16 protein-coding genes are annotated in these 15,267 nt (G+C 68.0%); 11 read left to right on the top strand and 5 right to left on the bottom strand.

What is annotated here, in order from left to right:
• Nucleotides 1–9: 9 nt before the first annotated feature.
• Complete coding sequence (gene tap / locus NL241_RS26725; RefSeq protein WP_494395500.1) at nt 10–1,242, bottom strand: multidrug efflux MFS transporter Tap; 1,233 nt, start codon at nt 1,240–1,242, stop codon at nt 10–12.
• A gap of 189 nt (nt 1,243–1,431) precedes the next feature.
• Here tap and NL241_RS26720 point away from each other — a divergent pair, with 189 nt between their 5' ends.
• Together NL241_RS26720 and NL241_RS26715 are read left to right on the top strand one after the other, a co-directional pair.
• Entirely contained in the window at nt 1,432–2,256 is an 825-nt protein-coding gene (locus NL241_RS26720; protein WP_494395499.1) for a uracil-DNA glycosylase, read from the top strand.
• Nucleotides 2,257–2,322: 66 nt separating this feature from the next.
• Complete coding sequence (locus tag NL241_RS26715; RefSeq protein ID WP_487694565.1) at nt 2,323–3,372, top strand: LLM class flavin-dependent oxidoreductase; 1,050 nt, start codon at nt 2,323–2,325, stop codon at nt 3,370–3,372.
• Here the strand turns inward: NL241_RS26715 and NL241_RS26710 are convergent.
• Entirely contained in the window at nt 3,356–3,805 is a 450-nt protein-coding gene (locus NL241_RS26710) for a nitroreductase family deazaflavin-dependent oxidoreductase (RefSeq protein WP_487694563.1), read from the bottom strand. The genes NL241_RS26715 and NL241_RS26710 overlap by 17 nt on opposite strands.
• A 12-nt stretch (nt 3,806–3,817) precedes the next feature.
• Nucleotides 3,818–5,530 carry a helix-turn-helix domain-containing protein gene (locus NL241_RS26705; RefSeq protein ID WP_494395498.1) on the bottom strand — a complete coding sequence of 571 codons (1,713 nt, stop codon included), beginning with the start codon at nt 5,528–5,530 and terminating at the stop codon, nt 3,818–3,820.
• A 106-nt stretch (nt 5,531–5,636) separates the two neighbouring features.
• On the opposite strand from NL241_RS26705, the gene NL241_RS26700 reads away from it, so the two are divergent.
• The 7 genes from NL241_RS26700 (at nt 5,637) to NL241_RS26670 (ending at nt 11,753) form a co-directional block, all read left to right on the top strand.
• On the top strand, nt 5,637–6,713 hold the full coding sequence (locus NL241_RS26700) for an ABC transporter substrate-binding protein (RefSeq protein WP_494395497.1): 1,077 nt from the start codon (nt 5,637–5,639) through the stop codon (nt 6,711–6,713).
• Nucleotides 6,713–7,516: an ABC transporter permease gene (locus NL241_RS26695; RefSeq protein WP_487694558.1), complete on the top strand. Its 804-nt coding sequence runs from the start codon at nt 6,713–6,715 to the stop codon at nt 7,514–7,516. The genes NL241_RS26700 and NL241_RS26695 overlap by 1 nt, the downstream gene beginning before the upstream one ends.
• Complete coding sequence (locus tag NL241_RS26690; RefSeq protein WP_487694557.1) at nt 7,513–8,301, top strand: ABC transporter permease; 789 nt, start codon at nt 7,513–7,515, stop codon at nt 8,299–8,301. Before NL241_RS26695 ends, NL241_RS26690 begins: the two co-directional genes overlap by 4 nt.
• Before the next feature lie 14 nt (nt 8,302–8,315).
• Complete coding sequence (locus tag NL241_RS26685) at nt 8,316–9,065, top strand: ABC transporter ATP-binding protein (protein WP_487694556.1); 750 nt, start codon at nt 8,316–8,318, stop codon at nt 9,063–9,065.
• Nucleotides 9,062–10,051 carry an amidohydrolase family protein gene (locus NL241_RS26680; protein ID WP_494395496.1) on the top strand — a complete coding sequence of 330 codons (990 nt, stop codon included), beginning with the start codon at nt 9,062–9,064 and terminating at the stop codon, nt 10,049–10,051. Before NL241_RS26685 ends, NL241_RS26680 begins: the two co-directional genes overlap by 4 nt.
• Nucleotides 10,044–11,255 (top strand): FAD binding domain-containing protein, encoded by a 1,212-nt coding sequence (locus NL241_RS26675; RefSeq protein ID WP_494395495.1) that lies wholly within the window; start codon nt 10,044–10,046, stop codon nt 11,253–11,255. The genes NL241_RS26680 and NL241_RS26675 overlap by 8 nt, the downstream gene beginning before the upstream one ends.
• Nucleotides 11,256–11,321: 66 nt before the next feature.
• Nucleotides 11,322–11,753, top strand: coding sequence for a cupin domain-containing protein (locus NL241_RS26670; protein ID WP_494395494.1), 432 nt, complete (start codon nt 11,322–11,324; stop codon nt 11,751–11,753).
• A 96-nt stretch (nt 11,754–11,849) separates the two neighbouring features.
• On the opposite strand, the gene NL241_RS26665 is transcribed toward NL241_RS26670, so the two are convergent.
• Nucleotides 11,850–12,269: an HIT family protein gene (locus NL241_RS26665; protein WP_487694550.1), complete on the bottom strand. Its 420-nt coding sequence runs from the start codon at nt 12,267–12,269 to the stop codon at nt 11,850–11,852.
• A gap of 240 nt (nt 12,270–12,509) precedes the next feature.
• The gene (locus NL241_RS26660; protein WP_494395493.1) at nt 12,510–12,977 is read right to left on the bottom strand and encodes a VOC family protein; all 468 of its coding nucleotides are present in this window, start codon (nt 12,975–12,977) and stop codon (nt 12,510–12,512) included.
• 27 nt (nt 12,978–13,004) lie between these two features.
• Here NL241_RS26660 and NL241_RS26655 point away from each other — a divergent pair, with 27 nt between their 5' ends.
• Nucleotides 13,005–13,838 carry an AraC family transcriptional regulator gene (locus NL241_RS26655; RefSeq protein WP_494395492.1) on the top strand — a complete coding sequence of 278 codons (834 nt, stop codon included), beginning with the start codon at nt 13,005–13,007 and terminating at the stop codon, nt 13,836–13,838.
• Between the two features lie 14 nt (nt 13,839–13,852).
• Nucleotides 13,853–15,250 carry an amidase gene (locus tag NL241_RS26650; RefSeq protein WP_494395491.1) on the top strand — a complete coding sequence of 466 codons (1,398 nt, stop codon included), beginning with the start codon at nt 13,853–13,855 and terminating at the stop codon, nt 15,248–15,250.
• Nucleotides 15,251–15,267 lie beyond the last annotated feature (17 nt).

The following is a 15,267-nucleotide window of genomic DNA, read 5'->3' as shown; positions in this document are numbered from 1 at the left end:
ACTACGATCCTAGGGGTCGGGGGTGCGGTCCAGTTCCCGCAGCGAGGTCATGAACACCGCGATCACCCCGATGACCAGCATGGGCAGCGACAATGCCAGGAAGGTGGCCTGCAGCCCGGCGGCGTCGGCCAGCGGACCGGCGATGATCAGTCCGAGCGGGCCCGCCGCGTAGGCCAGCGATCCCATCACGCCGACCACCCGGCCGCGCAGGTGCTGCGGCGCGCGGGTCTGCATCACGAAGTTGTAGATCGGCGCGATCGGCCCGTACACCAGGCCGACGATCGCGCACAGCACCAGGATGACCGGCAGCGGGGGCAGGAACGCGATCACCGTCATCGCGACACCGAGGGTCAGGACCGCGGTCAGCATGATCGCGCGCTTGCTCGAGTACTTCGACCACACCGCATACCCGAGTGCGCCGATCAGCCCGCCGATCGACAACGCCATCAACACCCAGCCCAGGTGCGCCGGTTCGTTGCGGTCGGTGAAGTACTTCGGAAACAGCACGCTTTCCATCGGCATGTAGAGCCCGGTGACGGTGAGGTCGACGAACGCCAGCCCGCGCAGCACCCTGTTGTTCCACACGAATTTCAGTCCCTCGACGACGCCGGCCCAGACGTTGCCGGGCAGGTGGTCCAGGTCCGGCTTGCCCGCACCTTCCAGGCGCAGGGTCAGGATGGCCGCGATCGACAACACGAACGCCCCAGCCGTCACCCACATGGTGTTGATGCCGCCGATGGTGGCGATCAGCAGCCCGCCGATACCGGGGCCGACGATGTAAGCGAGGTTGAAGATCGCCTCGTAGACCGAGTTGGCGTGATCCAGCGTCCAGCCGGCGCGGGTGGCGGCCTCGGGCAGCATCGTTTCGCGGGCGGTCATCCCGGCCGGGTCGAAGAACGCGCCGAAGGCGGCGAGCACCGCCAGCACGGCGACGTTGATGGTGTCCACGCCGAAGCTCAGCGCCAGAACCGGAACGGTCGCCACGGACAGCGCCGACAAGACGTCGGAGATCATCGACACCCGTCGCCGGCCCAGGTAGTCCACCGCGGCGCCGGCGATCAGCGTAGCGATGAGCAGGGGCAGCGTGCCTGCCATCGCCACGATCGAGGCGTCGACTGCCGAGCCGTTGCGCTGCAGCACCAGCCACGGGAACGCGACCATCGAGATGCCGTTGCCGGTACCGGCCATCAGCGCGGCGAACAGGATGGTGAACACCGGTCCGCGCTTCGTGTTGGTGGCCATGGCGCGCTGAATCTAGCAGCGCACGTCCGCTCAACGCGCTGGATTTTTCGGCGCTGCTTGCCGGCGCGGTTTTTGGCGCCGCTTCTCCTCATCGCTCGTTCCTCGCTCTGCATCGGTCGCCGGCGCGGTTTTTGGCGCCGCTCCTCCTCATCGCTCGTTCCTCGCTCTGCATCGGTCGCCGGCGCGCGCATGCACCATGGACGGGTGCTGCTCGAACACCCCCGCACCGGCAAGCTGTTCCCCTCACCGGTACCGCCCGGCCGCGGCTGGCCCGGTGACCCGGCCCGCCGCACCACCCCGGTGGCCGTCGACGCTCAGGCCGTGTCGCAGCTGGCTGCCGAGGCCACGACCCTGCGGCAGCTGGACGCGGCGATCAGTGTGTGCCGGGCCTGCCCGCGGCTGGTGGAGTGGCGCGAGGAGGTCGCGGTCGTCAAGCGGCGGTCGTTCATCGACCAGCCGTACTGGGGGCGGCCGGTGCCAGGGTGGGGTGCGGCGCGGCCGCGGATCTTCGTCGTCGGGTTGGCGCCGGCGGCCAACGGCGCCAACCGCACGGGCCGGATCTTCACCGGTGACCGCTCTGGCGATCAGCTGTTCGCGGCGCTGCACCGGGCCGGGCTGGTCAACCAGCCGACCAGCGTGGATGCCGCAGACGGGTTGCAGGCCAACGGAATTCGCATCGGCTCGCCGGTGCGGTGCGCGCCGCCGGGCAATGCGCCCACCCCGGCTGAGCGGACGACGTGTGCGCCGTGGCTGGCCGCGGAGTGGGCGCTCATCGGCAAACACGTGCGTGTGGTGGTCGCGTTGGGCGGGTTCGCCTGGCAGGTGGCGCTGTCGATGGTGGGGGAGACGTCTCGACCCAAGTTCGGCCACAACGTGCTGGTCGATCTGAAGCCGGGCCTGCAGCTGCTGGGCTGCTATCACCCCAGCCAGCAGAACATGTTCACGGGCCGGCTCACCCCGGCCATGCTCGACGAGGTTTTCACCCGGGCTTCTGCGATTTCGGCGCGGAAGTAACCGCTGAGCGGTTATCAACGCGCCGAAATCGCAATAAAAGGGGAGTTGATGGTGTTGGTAAGAGTTATGCGGCTTTCTGTGCTCGATCTCGTCCCCGTCCGCGCCGACCAAACCACTGCCCACGCGCTGGCCGCCACGGTCCGGCTGGCGCAGACCGCCGACCGGCTGGGTTACACCCGTTACTGGGTGGCCGAACACCACAACATGCCGGCCGTCGCGGCCACCAGCCCGCCCGTCGTGCTGGCATATCTGGCAGGTCAGACCGACCAGATCCGGCTGGGCTCCGGCGGGGTGATGCTGCCCAACCACGCGCCGCTGGCCGTCGCCGAGCAGTTCGCACTGCTGGAAGCCGCCGCACCGGGACGTGTTGATCTCGGCATCGGTCGCGCCCCCGGTTCGGATCCCGTCACCTCCGTCGCGCTCAGAGGCGCCGCCGGCCGCGACGATTCCGACATCCAGAACTTCCCGCGCTACCTCGATGAGGTGGCCGCCATGATGGGCTCGGGCGGCGTCCGCGTGGAATTGCCGCGCCAGCTGATGCGCCCCGAATACATTCTCAAAGCCACCCCGGCGGCGGCCAGCGAGCCGCGGCTGTGGCTGTTGGGTTCGTCGATGTACTCCGCGCACTTGGCCGCAGCCAAGGGTCTGCCGTACGTCTTCGCCCACCACTTCGCCGGCCAGGGCACCGAAGAGGCGCTGGCCGTCTACCGGGAAGAGTTCCAGCCCAGCGACCTGGCGGCCGAGCCCGTCACGTTCATGACCGTCAACGCCTCCGTGGCGCCCACCCGCGAGGAAGCTGAGGCGCTGCTTCTGCCGCAGCTGGTGATGATGGCCACACTGCGCACCGGAAAGCCCTTGCGTGCACTCGATCTCGTCGAGGACGCCGAAGGTCTGCAGTTCACCGCGCAGGAGAGCGCCATCATCGAGGACGGCCGCGCCCGCGCCGTGGTGGGCGCACCGGCCGAAGCCGCCGACCAGGTGCGTGAGGTGGCCGAGCATTTCGGTGTCGACGAGGTGATGATCAACCCCGTCGGATCCGCCTTCCGCGGTACCGACGCCGCCACCGCGCCGGCCCGAGAGACCACGCTCGAGCTCCTCGCTAAGGAGCTGTTCTAGTCAGCGCGATGATGGCGATGGGCCGGTCGGTCCGCTTCTGGTAATTGGTGTAGCGGTCAGAGTTGTTGGCGTTCACCAGTTTCCAGAGCCGCGGGTAGTCAGCGTCGTCGGGCAGCAGGATCTCGGCGTGTACCGCGAACCGCTGCGGCCCCACGTTGATCTCGACGTCCGGGTGCGCCTTGAGGTTGTGATACCAGGCCGGGTACCGGTTGGCCCCTCCGTTGGAGGCGACGATCAGGTATCGCTCGCCGTCGCGGGCGTACGTCAGCGTGTTGACCCGTGCGGCACCGGTCTTGGCGCCCACCGAATGCAACAGCAGGCTCGGGGGAGCGCCGGGGATGTGATGGCCGATGCGGCCACCGGACTTCTGGTAGACGAAATCGTGCACCCGCAGTAACCGCAGGCCGATCTTCTCCACTGGGGACAGGCTCATGAGGCCAGTCTGTCAGCCCATCCCGACGATGCGTGCCACGGTCAGCGCGGAGGTCAGGCGCAGCAGGTCACGCGGCCTGGCCAACCGTAACCCGGTCAGCCCCTCCAACCGCCGCACGCGTTGGGCGACGGTGTTGGGATGCAGATGCAGTGCGGCTGCGGCTGCTCGCCGGTCGAGTTCGTGATCCAGCAGGACCCGGGCGGTGCGCAGCAGTTCGGTGTCGTGCGCGTCGTCGTAATCGAGCGCGGCACCCAGCGTCGAACGGGCGAAGTCGCGCAGCGCGGCGGGGTCGTCGAGTTGCAGCAGCAGATGGTCGATCATGACCTCCCGCAGGTCGATCACGCCGTCGCCGTCCCCGGCCAGGTCGAGCGCCCCGCGCAACGTGCGGAACAACCCCGGCAGACCTGCCGGCGATTCCGCACCCGTGACGCCGGCGAACGCGTGAGTGACCGCGCCTGCGGCGACCAGCGCTCCCACCACCTGTGCGGCGAAGACGGCGACATCGCCTGCGGCCGGTGACCACACCAGCACCAGATCGCCGCGGTAGATCGCGGCCAGCGGCCGCGGTGACACCCGGGCCACCAGACGGTCCGCTGCCGCCAAGACCCGCGCCCCTGTTCCGCGTTTCTCGACGCACCGCACCGCGACCAGATGCTGGTTCCCGGAAAGGTCCCAGCCGAGCCGACGCGCTCGATCCAGCAGCGCCACGAGGTCGGCGCCCTCGGTACCCAGCAGGTCGGAGACCAGCGAGCCGCGCAGTCGCTGTTCCACCTCCGCGGCGGTGCGGGCGCGCAGCAGTTCCAGGGCGGTCACCACGGCGGCGTGCTCGGCGGCCCGCACGTCGAGACCGGACAGCTGCGCCAGAGGTGCGTCGATCCGTATGTGCGCCACCACGTTTCCGTCGAGCACCACGCCGGCCACGGTGCTCTCGCCTGGGCCGGGGACCACCGCCCCGCCGGTGACTTCGAAACCCTCGGCCAGACTCGCCGGACCGGAGGTGCCGGCCAGCTTCTCGCCATAGACGTCTTCGATCAGCACGTCGCGGCCCAGCAGTTCGGCCAGCGCGGCCGCTACCCCGGCAACGCCCTCGCCGCGCAACGCGGTCGCGGTGAGCAGGGCGTGCACCTCCTCCGCGCGGCGGAGTTCGCGAATGGTGTTCTGCTCGCTGGCGCGCAGTTGCGCGGTGCCCAGGGCGATGGCCACCTGGGTGGCCATTGCGTTCACCAGGCTGATCTCGGCGTGGTCGAAGCGGTGCGGGGCGGCGTGATACCCGTTGAGCGCGCCCACCACGCGGCCGCCGCGGCGCAGCGGCACCGATACCAGGGCGCGATAGCCCTGCTCATGGGCAACCCCGCCCCACGGCCCGATCCCGGGCACCGACTCGATGTCCTCCAGCACCACCACCTCGCCGGTGCGGAAGGCCACGCTGGTGGGCGCTTCCTCGGCGTCGTCGGCGGTCTCCAGCAGGATCGGGCGCTCGGCGTTGACCTTGGCGATGTAGTCGCTCGACAACCCGTGTGAGCCGACGATGGTCAACGCCCGGCCGCTGTCGTCGGGCAGGAACACAGCGCAGAAGTCGAAGCCCAGGAGGGTGCAGGCGGTGCGTGCCACCCGGTCCAGCAGGTCGGCGACGGGCTCGTCGCCGCCCACCGCTTCGCCGATACCCGCCAGGGCGTCCAGCCAGCGTTCGAGGGGCACATCAGGCCTGTGTGTGTCCGTAGACATATCGTCCACCTTAAGTGTGTATCTGCAGACATTGCCCGAGGTGGTCTGGGTCACGCATCGTGTTGCGAGGCGGTGACAGCCGTCACAGGAATGTTAGGAGGTGACTATGCCCCGGGAGACAGGCATCAGGCCCACACGGCGCGTGGCCACAACGGTGGTCGCGCTGGCAGCCACCGCGGTGACGGTCTTGGCGACCGGTTGCTCCGCCGGCCTCGGCGGCCCGGCGTCCTCGCGGGACGCCCGCGACGGCGAGATCCGCTTCACCTTCGCCCCGGACCCGATCTGGGACTACATGCACGACACCGGGCTGGTGCAGGAGTGGCAGGACGAGACCGGCTACACCATCGAGACCAGCGCCACCTGGGACGAATTCGGTTTGTTCGCAGGCGGTCACGCCGACATCATCTCCACCGCCTCGTTCGAGGTGCCCTACCTCGAGGAACAGACCCAACGCGAGACGGTCATCATCGGCCGCTACAACGCCGAGCGCAGCCGCATCCTGGTGCGCACCGATGATCCCGCGCAGTCGGTCGAGGATCTGCGAGGCAAGCGCATCGGTGTTTTCACCACCGTGTCGGGGACCTTGGTGTGGAGTGCGCTGATCAAGCAGATGCACGACATGAACCTCGTGGACGAGGGAGGGTCGGGTTCCGATTTCGAGGTCGTCGTCGCCGACATCCAGAACCTGTCGAATCTGTTGGCCCGCGGTGAGATCGACGCCTGCATCTGCTATCCGGACCTGTCGGCCCGCGAACTGCGTGACGGCGCCGTGCGACCGCTGTATGACGGCAAGTCCTCGGCCGACCTGTTCGCCGAACTCAACGCACCCGGTCACGACGGCCCGATGGGCAACGTCTTCGTCGCCCGCAAGGACTGGGTGGAAGACCATCCGGCCGAAGTGTCGGCCTTCCTCGACCTGTGGGATCAAGGTCTGGCCGAATGGCAGAACCACCGCGGCCAGATGATCGAACAGTATCCGCAGCATTTCGCGGTTGCCACACCGGAGGACATCGAGTTCATGAAACAGTATGTGGCCGACCATGACTGGGTGGTCGACGAGGTGCGGTTCGACCAGGAGTGGGCCGACGACGAGAGTTCCATCTTCGACCTGATGCGCAGCACCGGGATCATCGGCGACGACATCGACGATCCGCAGTTCCTGCCGACCGAAGGAGTCCAGTAGTGACCCAGACGATCGAGGCGCCGCCGGCACCGTCGGTGCACCGCCCGCCCAGAGGTCCCCGACGCTGGCTGGTGTCGGGTATCGCGCTGATCGTCGCGGCGGCCGCGTGGGCGGCCATCGCGGCCTGGATCGACGACCCGATCCTGCCCCGCCCGGCTGCCGTGCTGGAGCAGATCATCGAGATCACCGTATCCGGTGAGGCTTTCGCCAATTTCGCCTCCAGCATCGCCAAGATCGCCGCCGGATTCGTGATCGCCATGGTGGGCGGGTTGGTCATCGGATTCGTGATGGGGCGCAGCAGGTTCATGACGTCCTACTTCTCGCTGCCGCTTTTCGTGCTCGGCAACATGCCCGGGCTGACCTACGCGGTGTTCGGCCTGCTGATCTTCGGCGTCGGAGCCGGCGGACCGATCGTGGTGTCGGCGCTGGTGGCGCTGCCGTTCATCGCCATGAACGTCGCCGAAGGCGTGCGCTCGGTCGACGGCAAACTGCTGGCGATGTGCCAGGCCTTCGAGCGCAACCGTCGCGACGTCCTGCGCCACCTCTACCTTCCGGCGCTGGCCACTTTTGTCTTCGCCGGGGTGCGCTACGGCTTCGCGATGGCGTGGAAGGTCGAGGCACTGACGGAGGTGTTCGGCGCCAGCGACGGTGTTGGCTTCATGATCCGCAAGGCCTACCAGGAGTTCCAGGTGGCCGACATGCTGGCCTGGACCGGCCTTTTCATCATCACCATGATCCTGATCGAGCGCGGCCTCGCCTACACCGAGACCCGTTTCTTCGCATGGCGGAAGGACCTCGCATGACCCTCACGATGCCGGCCCGCAAGTGGCAGCGCCACCTCAAAGCGCAGGGCTCCTCGGCGGTCGCGATCATCGCCTCACTGCTGAGCATCCTGGCCGTCTGGCAGATCGCGGTGATCGTCGGGAACCGGGTGCCCTCACCGGCGCAGTCGGTCGAGCGCCTGGCCAGTGAGGCCGCCGTCGGCGAACTGTGGCACAACCTCGCTCTGAGCATGAACCGGTTCCTGCTCGGGCTGGCGCTCGCGCTGGTGGTCGGTACCGCGATCGGTGTCCTGATGGGAATGTCGAAGCTGGCCGATCTGGCCTTCTCCGATCTCAACGCCGCGGCGCTGGCCATCCCCGCCGTCATCTGGGCGCTGCTGACCACCATGTGGTTCGGGTTCGGCTGGCTCACCCCGGTGGTGACGGTGTTCCTGTCCGGATTGCCGTTCGTCATCGTCAACATCGCCAAAGCCACCCGCGCGGTCCCTGCCGAATTGGTCCTGATGGCACGCTCTTTCGGTGTTTCGCGATCCTATGTACTGCGCCACATCGTGGCGCCGGCGGTCGCCGGGTCCACCGTCGCGGCGGTCCGGTTCGCCATCATGAGCGCCTGGAACGGCCTGCTGCTGGCCGAGTGGTTCGGTTCCACCTCCGGTGTCGGATGGCGTTCGCGGTACTGGTATGACGCCAACCAACTCGACGGCTTCTTCGCCTGGGTGCTGGTGTTCATCCTCGCCCTCGTCATCGCCGACCTGCTGATCCTCGGCCCCATCGAGAAGTACGCCACCCGCTGGCGCACGGTCTGAAAGAGAGAAAACTCATGGCTTCCATCGAAATTCGTGATCTGGTCAAGGACTTCCATGACCGGCAGGGCAACCGCACCCGCGTCATCGACAACATCGACCTGACCATCTCGGGCGAGACGTTCGTCTCCGTCGTCGGTCCGTCCGGCAGCGGTAAGACCACCCTGCTCAACATCGTCTCCGGCATCGAAACGCACACCTCGGGCACCGTGAGCCTGCGTTCGGGCAATCGTGATGCCCGCGTCGGCTACGTGTTCCAGGATCCGCGGCTGCTGCCGTGGCGCACCGTGATGGCCAATCTCGGCTTCGTGCAACACGAACGGGCCGGCTGGCAGGAACGCGCGCGGCATTACCTGGACCTGGTGGGCCTGTCCCATTGCGCCGACCGTTACCCGTCGCAGCTGTCCGGCGGTCAGCAGCAGCGCATCGGCATCGCCCGGGCGTTCGCCGTCGAACCGGATGTGCTGCTGATGGACGAGCCGTTCTCTCACCTGGATGCCATGACCTCACGCACCCTGCGTGAGCACCTGGAGCGCATCTGGCTCGAATCGCGTCGCACCGTCATGTTCGTCACCCACGACGTCACCGAGGCCGTCCAATTGTCGGACCGCATCGTGGTTCTCGAGCCGGGCGGGCGCATCCACGAGATCATCGACGTGGACCTGCCCCGGCCGCGTAAGGCCTCTGACCCAGCGGTCGCGGTGCTACAGGCCGAAGTGCTGGCGCGGTTCGAGCGTCTGGAAGCACGGCAGGCGGCGCTGGCATGACCCTGCGAAAAGGCGTGATCGATGTCCACGCCCACTGGCTGCCCGAAAAGCTGTTCGGCCTGCCACCCGGGTCTCCGTTGCCCGCGCTCAACGGCCGCGACGGGCAACTGCACCTGGGGGAGCTGCCGCTGTCCATCGCGACGGAAGCGATGAGCGATCCGCAGCGGGTGCTGGCCGATACCGACGCCGCGGGTCTGGGGGCGCGGGTGCTCTCGGCGCCGCCGTTCGCCTTCCCGGTGGTCTCCTCTGACGAGCTGACATCAGGTATCGACGAGTACGTGGGCTCGTTCAACGACGCTGTGGCACAGGTCTGCCGGGACAGCGACGGCCGCCTGCTGGGGCTGGGCCTGGTGTCGCTGCACGATCCCGACGCCGCCCGCAAGCAGATGGAGACATTCACCGAACACCTGCGCGGAATCGCCGTCCCGCCCTTGCTGGGCACCACGTCATTCGACGCCTCACCCATGCGCGACATCCTGGCCATCGCCGCCGAACGTGACCTGGCGGTGCTGGTCCATCCCATGCAACTGCCCAGGCCGGAATGGCCGTCGTACTACCTGGCGAACCTGATCGGCAATCCCACCGAGACCGCAACCGCGGCCGCGTCCCTGGTACTCGGCGGCGTGGTGGACGAACTGCCGAACCTGCGGATCGTGTTGCTGCACGGCGGTGGTTGCGCGCCGGCGCTGCTGGGCCGTTGGCAGCACGGTTGGGAGCAGCGCGCCGATGTCCGCAGCGCCGGAACCGCGGCTCCTCGAGAGGGTTTCACGAAGTTGTGGTTCGACACGCTGACCCACGACGGTCCGGCGCTGGACCTGCTCCGGGCGCATGCGGACCCCACCCATCTGGTGTGCGGCAGCGACTACCCGTTCGACATGGGTGTCGAACGGCCCCTTGATCTTCCGCGCAGCGTTGGCCTCGACGACGACGTTCTGGAAGCCAACGCCCGTCGTTTCCTCAAGCTCGAAGGAGATAACGATGACTGACGAAGTGAACACCCGCCACGATTGGTCAGGGCACCGGGCTCTGGTCATCGGCGGCTCGATCGGCGGCCTGACCGCGGCGCTGCTGCTGCGTCGTCTCGGCTTCGACGTCGACGTCTACGAACGCACGCCCACCAGCCTCGACGGCCGCGGCGGCGGTATCGTGCTGCAACCGGACACCATCCGCTGGTTTGCCGAATGCAGCAGCCAGCATCCCGAACAGGTTAGCACGTCAACGCATTACGTGCAGTACCTGGATTCGGACAACAACGTCGTGCACCGGGACAACGCCCCGTGGAGCTACACGTCATGGGGAACGTTCTACCGGGCGCTGCTGGCCGACTTCGGCACCGAGCGTTACCACCTCGGCGAGTACGCCTCGGGGTTCGACGAAGACGACGACGGCGTGGAGGTGCGCTTCGCCTCCGGACTGCGGGAACGCGCGGCGTTGGTGGTGTTCGCCGACGGCATCACCTCACCGAGCCGGCGGCGCATCTCCCCGGAATCAGAGCTGGAGTACTCCGGCTACGTCGGCTGGCGCGGCACCGTCCTCGAAAAAGATGTCTCGCCTGAAACATTCGAGCTGCTGCACGACGCGATCAGCTACAGCGTGGCACCGCACACCCACATCAACGTCTATCCCATCCCGTCGAACGAGGGTGGACTGGCGGTGGGCGAGCGGCTGCTCAACTACGTCTGGTACCGCAATGTGGCCGAGGGACATGAGCTCGACGAGCTGATGACCGACAAGCGTGGCTTCGCCGCGAAGGTGTCCCTGCATCCCGGTGCGGTGCAGGATCGTTTCGTCGACGAGATGCGCACAGCGGCAATCGAACTGCTGGCGCCGGCGGCCGCCGAAGTGGTGGTGCGCACCGAGCAGCCGTATCTGCAGGCGGTGTACGACGCCGGTACCAGCCGGATGGCGATGGGCCGGGTGGCGCTCATCGGTGATGCGGCCAGCGCCGCCCGCCCGCATGCAGCGGCCGGCACCGCGAAGGCCGCCGCCAATGCCTGGGCCCTGTTCGACGCACTGGCCGAGGCCGACAACGTCGCCGACGCACTGGCCAAATGGGAACCGGGACAACTCGAGCTCGGGCAGCGGCTGCTGCACCGCGTCAAGGCGATGGGCACCCGCTCCCAGTTCGACTGCACCTGGACCCCCGGCGACCCCGACCTTCGCTTCGGCCTCTACGGCCCCGGCAAGTAGCGATTTCGGCGCGCTCGTAACCGCTGAGCGGTTACGAGCGCGCCCAAAACACACAAAGGAGAGAGCATGACAACTGAGTTCCTCACCGACGCCCCGCTGGCCGGAACGCTGATCGCCGAGAATTTCGAGGGCTGGAGCGACGAGCTCAAGGCCGAGTTCGAGGCCTACGCGTACGACGGGCACGTCGGTTCGCGACTGCTGTCGGAGAACGACCGGGTGCGGGTCTGGGAGATCCGGCTGGCGCCGGGGCAGCGCTTCCACGTCCACCGCCATGTGCTGGACTACTTCTGGACCGCGGTGAACGCCGGCCGCAGTCTCCAGCACACCTCCGACGGCACCACCCGCGAAGTGTCCTACAACGCCGGTGAGACACGGCATTTCAGCTTCGCCGAAGGGGAGTTCCTGCTGCACGACATCAAGAACGCCGGCACCGAGGAGCTGGTGTTCACCACCGTGGAGCACCTGAACTCCGCCAACGCCCCACTGCCCCTGGCCTGACCCACCTCAATCGCGAGCGCGCGTGTCTGTGCACAACACGCCGAGCCACAACGTACAAACACGCGCGCTCGCGCCAAGCGCCAAGCGCCAAGCGCGCTACAGCCGGGCCAGAGCGTCGCGCAGGATCCGGCCGGTGCCTTCCCGGTCCGGATCGCGGCGCACCACCAAACCCTTGGCGAAGGACAGCTTGTCGCCCTCCTGCCGGGGTGCGACGTGCAGGTGCAGGTGGAAGACGGTCTGGAACGCGGCCTTGCCGTCGTTGATGACGATGTTGTTGCCGTCGGCGGCAAGGTCCGAGGCCCGCGCGGCTTGCCCGATGCGTTGTCCCACCCGCACCAGACCGGCGACGGTATCGGCCGGGGTGTCGGTGAGGTCCACGGTGTGGCGCTTCGGCACCACCAGCGTGTGACCTCGGACGATGGGCCGAATATCGAGAAACGCCAGATAGTCGTCGTCCTCGTAGACCCGGATGGCGTCGGCCTCGCCGGCGACGATGGCACAGAACACGCAAGACATCAGGCCACGGTAACCAATACCGCCTGCCGAACGCCGGGCCCGGCCGGATCGGTCGCTCGACTAGTGCTGGATTGTCTCGCTCCTCACCGGCCTCGTGCCTCGGCCGGATCGGTCGCTCGACTAGGGCTGGATTGTCTCGCTCCTCACCGGCCTCGTGCCTCGGCCGGATCGGTCGCTCGACTAGTGCTGGATTGTCTCGCTCCTCACCGGCCTCGTGCCTCGGCCGGATCGGTCGCTCGACTAGAGGTTCTCCGACGACCACTCCGCCAGCCGGCGGTCTCGCTCCTCGGGGCGGACGTCCTCGACCCGGGTCATCACCGCCCAGCGCTGCCCGAACGGGTCGACGATCGAGGCGAACCGGTCGCCGGTGACGAACGTCGACAGCGGCTCCCGAATCGTGGCGCCCGCAGCTTCGGCGCGCGCCACCACGTCATCGGCGTCGGCGCAGTACAACACGATCGAATGCGTGACGGACTCTCCGACCGTGGGCGCCTCGAGCCCGAATTTCGAGTTCGGATCCGACAGCTGCAACCGCCCGTTGCCGAAGTCCAGTTCAGCGTGGGCCACCAGGTTGTCGGGTCCGTCCATCCGCTCGGTCACCTCGGCGCCGAACACCGAGGTGTAGAAGTCGATGGCCGCGGAAGCCCCGTTGATGACGAGGAACGGAGTCAGACTGGTGTAGCCGGTGGGAATCGGTGAAACGCTCATGTCGCCCAGTTTCGTAGGGTGAGGCAGGTGGACGCTTGTAAAAACGCGCCGCAGCTCGGCCCTCAACAAGGGATCGTGGGCCGGGCCAACTCCGCGGACCAGTTCGAGCTGCGCCGCTGGGCGCCGTCACCGGAGGCCGCCGAGTACGTCGAGCACTTCTGGTCGGTCCACTGGGATCTGCCCCAGGGCGTCAGCCACCACAGCACGGTGATCACTTTCCCCGTCATGCACCTCACCCACGAATGGGGAACCGACCAGCCGCGCCACGGTCATGCACTGCCGAGCACCCTCGTCCAAGGCGTCGTCGGCACCGTCTTCGACACCACGCTGCATCGCCAGGGAACGGTGGTGGGGGCGCGCTTCTATCCCGGTGGATTCGCCGCCCGCTTCGACCGCGACGCATCCGAGTACACCGGCCTGACCCTGCCGGTCGACGACGATCTGTTCGGCTACCCGCTGCGCGTCGACGACGACCGCGAGCGGGCCGCCGCACAACTGGACACCGCGATCGCGCACCACACCGCAGGACCCGACCCCGCCTATCGGGCGCTTCGGGCCCTGCTGGACCGGATCGTCGACGACGCCGGCGTGCATCGGGTGGATCAGGTGATGGAGCGTTCGCCGTGGAGCGCCCGCACCACCCAGAAGGTCTTCAAGCGCTACGTCGGGGTGCCGGTGAAGTGGGTGCTGTGCCGATACCGCTTGCAGCGCGCGGCGCTGCACCTCGAGACCGAACCCCACGTCGACCTGGCCGAACTGGCCGTGCGGCACGGCTGGTACGACCAGGCGCACTTCACCCACGATTTCCGCGCCATGCTGGGTTGCGCCCCAGGCGAATACGTGGCCCGGCACGGCGCCTGAGTTACGCTGCGCCGATGGACAACATCGAGTTGGCCTTCGCCGGCGCCGCCGAGCAGGCGCGCATGCTGGCCGCGGGAGCGCTCACCGCGCCCGCCCTGACGGAGCTGTACCTGGAGCGGATCAAGCGGCTCGACCCTGAGTTGCGGGCATACCGGGTGGTGTTCGCCGAGTCCGCGCGCGCCGAAGCCGAGGCCGCGCAGCAGCGCCTCGACGCGGGGGAGCGGTTGCCGCTGTTGGGCGTGCCGATCGCGATCAAGGACGACGTCGACGTCGCCGGCGCCACCACCACGTATGGCAGCAACGCACACGGACCCGCACCGACGAAAGACGCTGAGGTGGTGCGGCTTCTCCGTGAAGCCGGGGCGGTGCTCCTCGGCAAGACGGCGGTACCGGAGATGATGATCTGGCCGTTCACCGAGACCGTCGCCTTCGGGGCGACGCACAACCCGTGGGATCTGGCCCGCACTCCGGGCGGCAGCAGCGGTGGCAGCGGCGCCGCCGTGGCGGCCGGCTTGGCGCCGATGGCGCTGGGTTCCGACGGTGCCGGGTCCATCCGGATCCCGTCGACGTGGTGTGGGTTGTACGGACTCAAACCGCAACGCGACCGGGTACCGCTGGCCCCGCACGACGACGCCTGGTGCGGAATGTCGGTGTACGGCCCGATGGCGCACACGGTGGAGGACGCGGCCCTGTTCCTCGACGTCACCTGTGACAAGGCGATGCCGGGTCCGCAGGGCGGGTTCGTGCGGGCCGCGTCGCGACCACCCAATCGGCTGCGAATCGCGTTGAGCACCAACGTTCCTCCGATGGTCAGCGCCCACCGCGACGCCGAGCAGCGCGCTGCGGTACACCAGGCGGGCGCTGTTCTCAAAGAGCTCGGCCACGACGTGGTGATGCGTGAGATCGACTACCCGCGAACGGCGGCGTACGGGCATGTGCTGCCACGCTTCTTCCGCGGCATCTACGACGACGTGCGCGCACTGCCGCATGCCGAACGTCTCGATTCCCGTACCCGCGGGATGGCCAGGATCGGACGGATGTTCTCCGACACCCGCATCGCCAAGATCCGGGCCGCCGAAGCGGAAGTGTCCGCACGGGTGATGGCGATATTCGACGACGTCGACGTGGTGATCACCCCCGGTACGGCCACCGGTCCGTCCCGGGTGGGGGCGTACCGCAGGCTCGGGGCGGTCTCGACGTTGGCTCTGGTGGGAGCGCGCACGCCGTATCAGGCGGCGTTCAACGCCACCGGGCAGCCGGCGGCGGTGGTGCCATGGGGACTGGACCGCAGCGGCCTGCCGCTGTCCATCCAGCTGGTCGGTCGGCCCTTCGACGAGGCGACGCTGTTGTCGCTGAGCGCCGAGATCGAAGCCGACCGCCCGTGGGCGGATCGCCGCCCACCGGTCAGCTGACACCCCGCGTTTTCGGC

The sequence above is a fragment of the Mycolicibacterium sp. SMGY-1XX genome (assembly GCF_059132455.1).
Note: the sequence above shows the minus strand (reverse complement) of the source record. Positions and strands in the feature narration are given on the sequence as shown.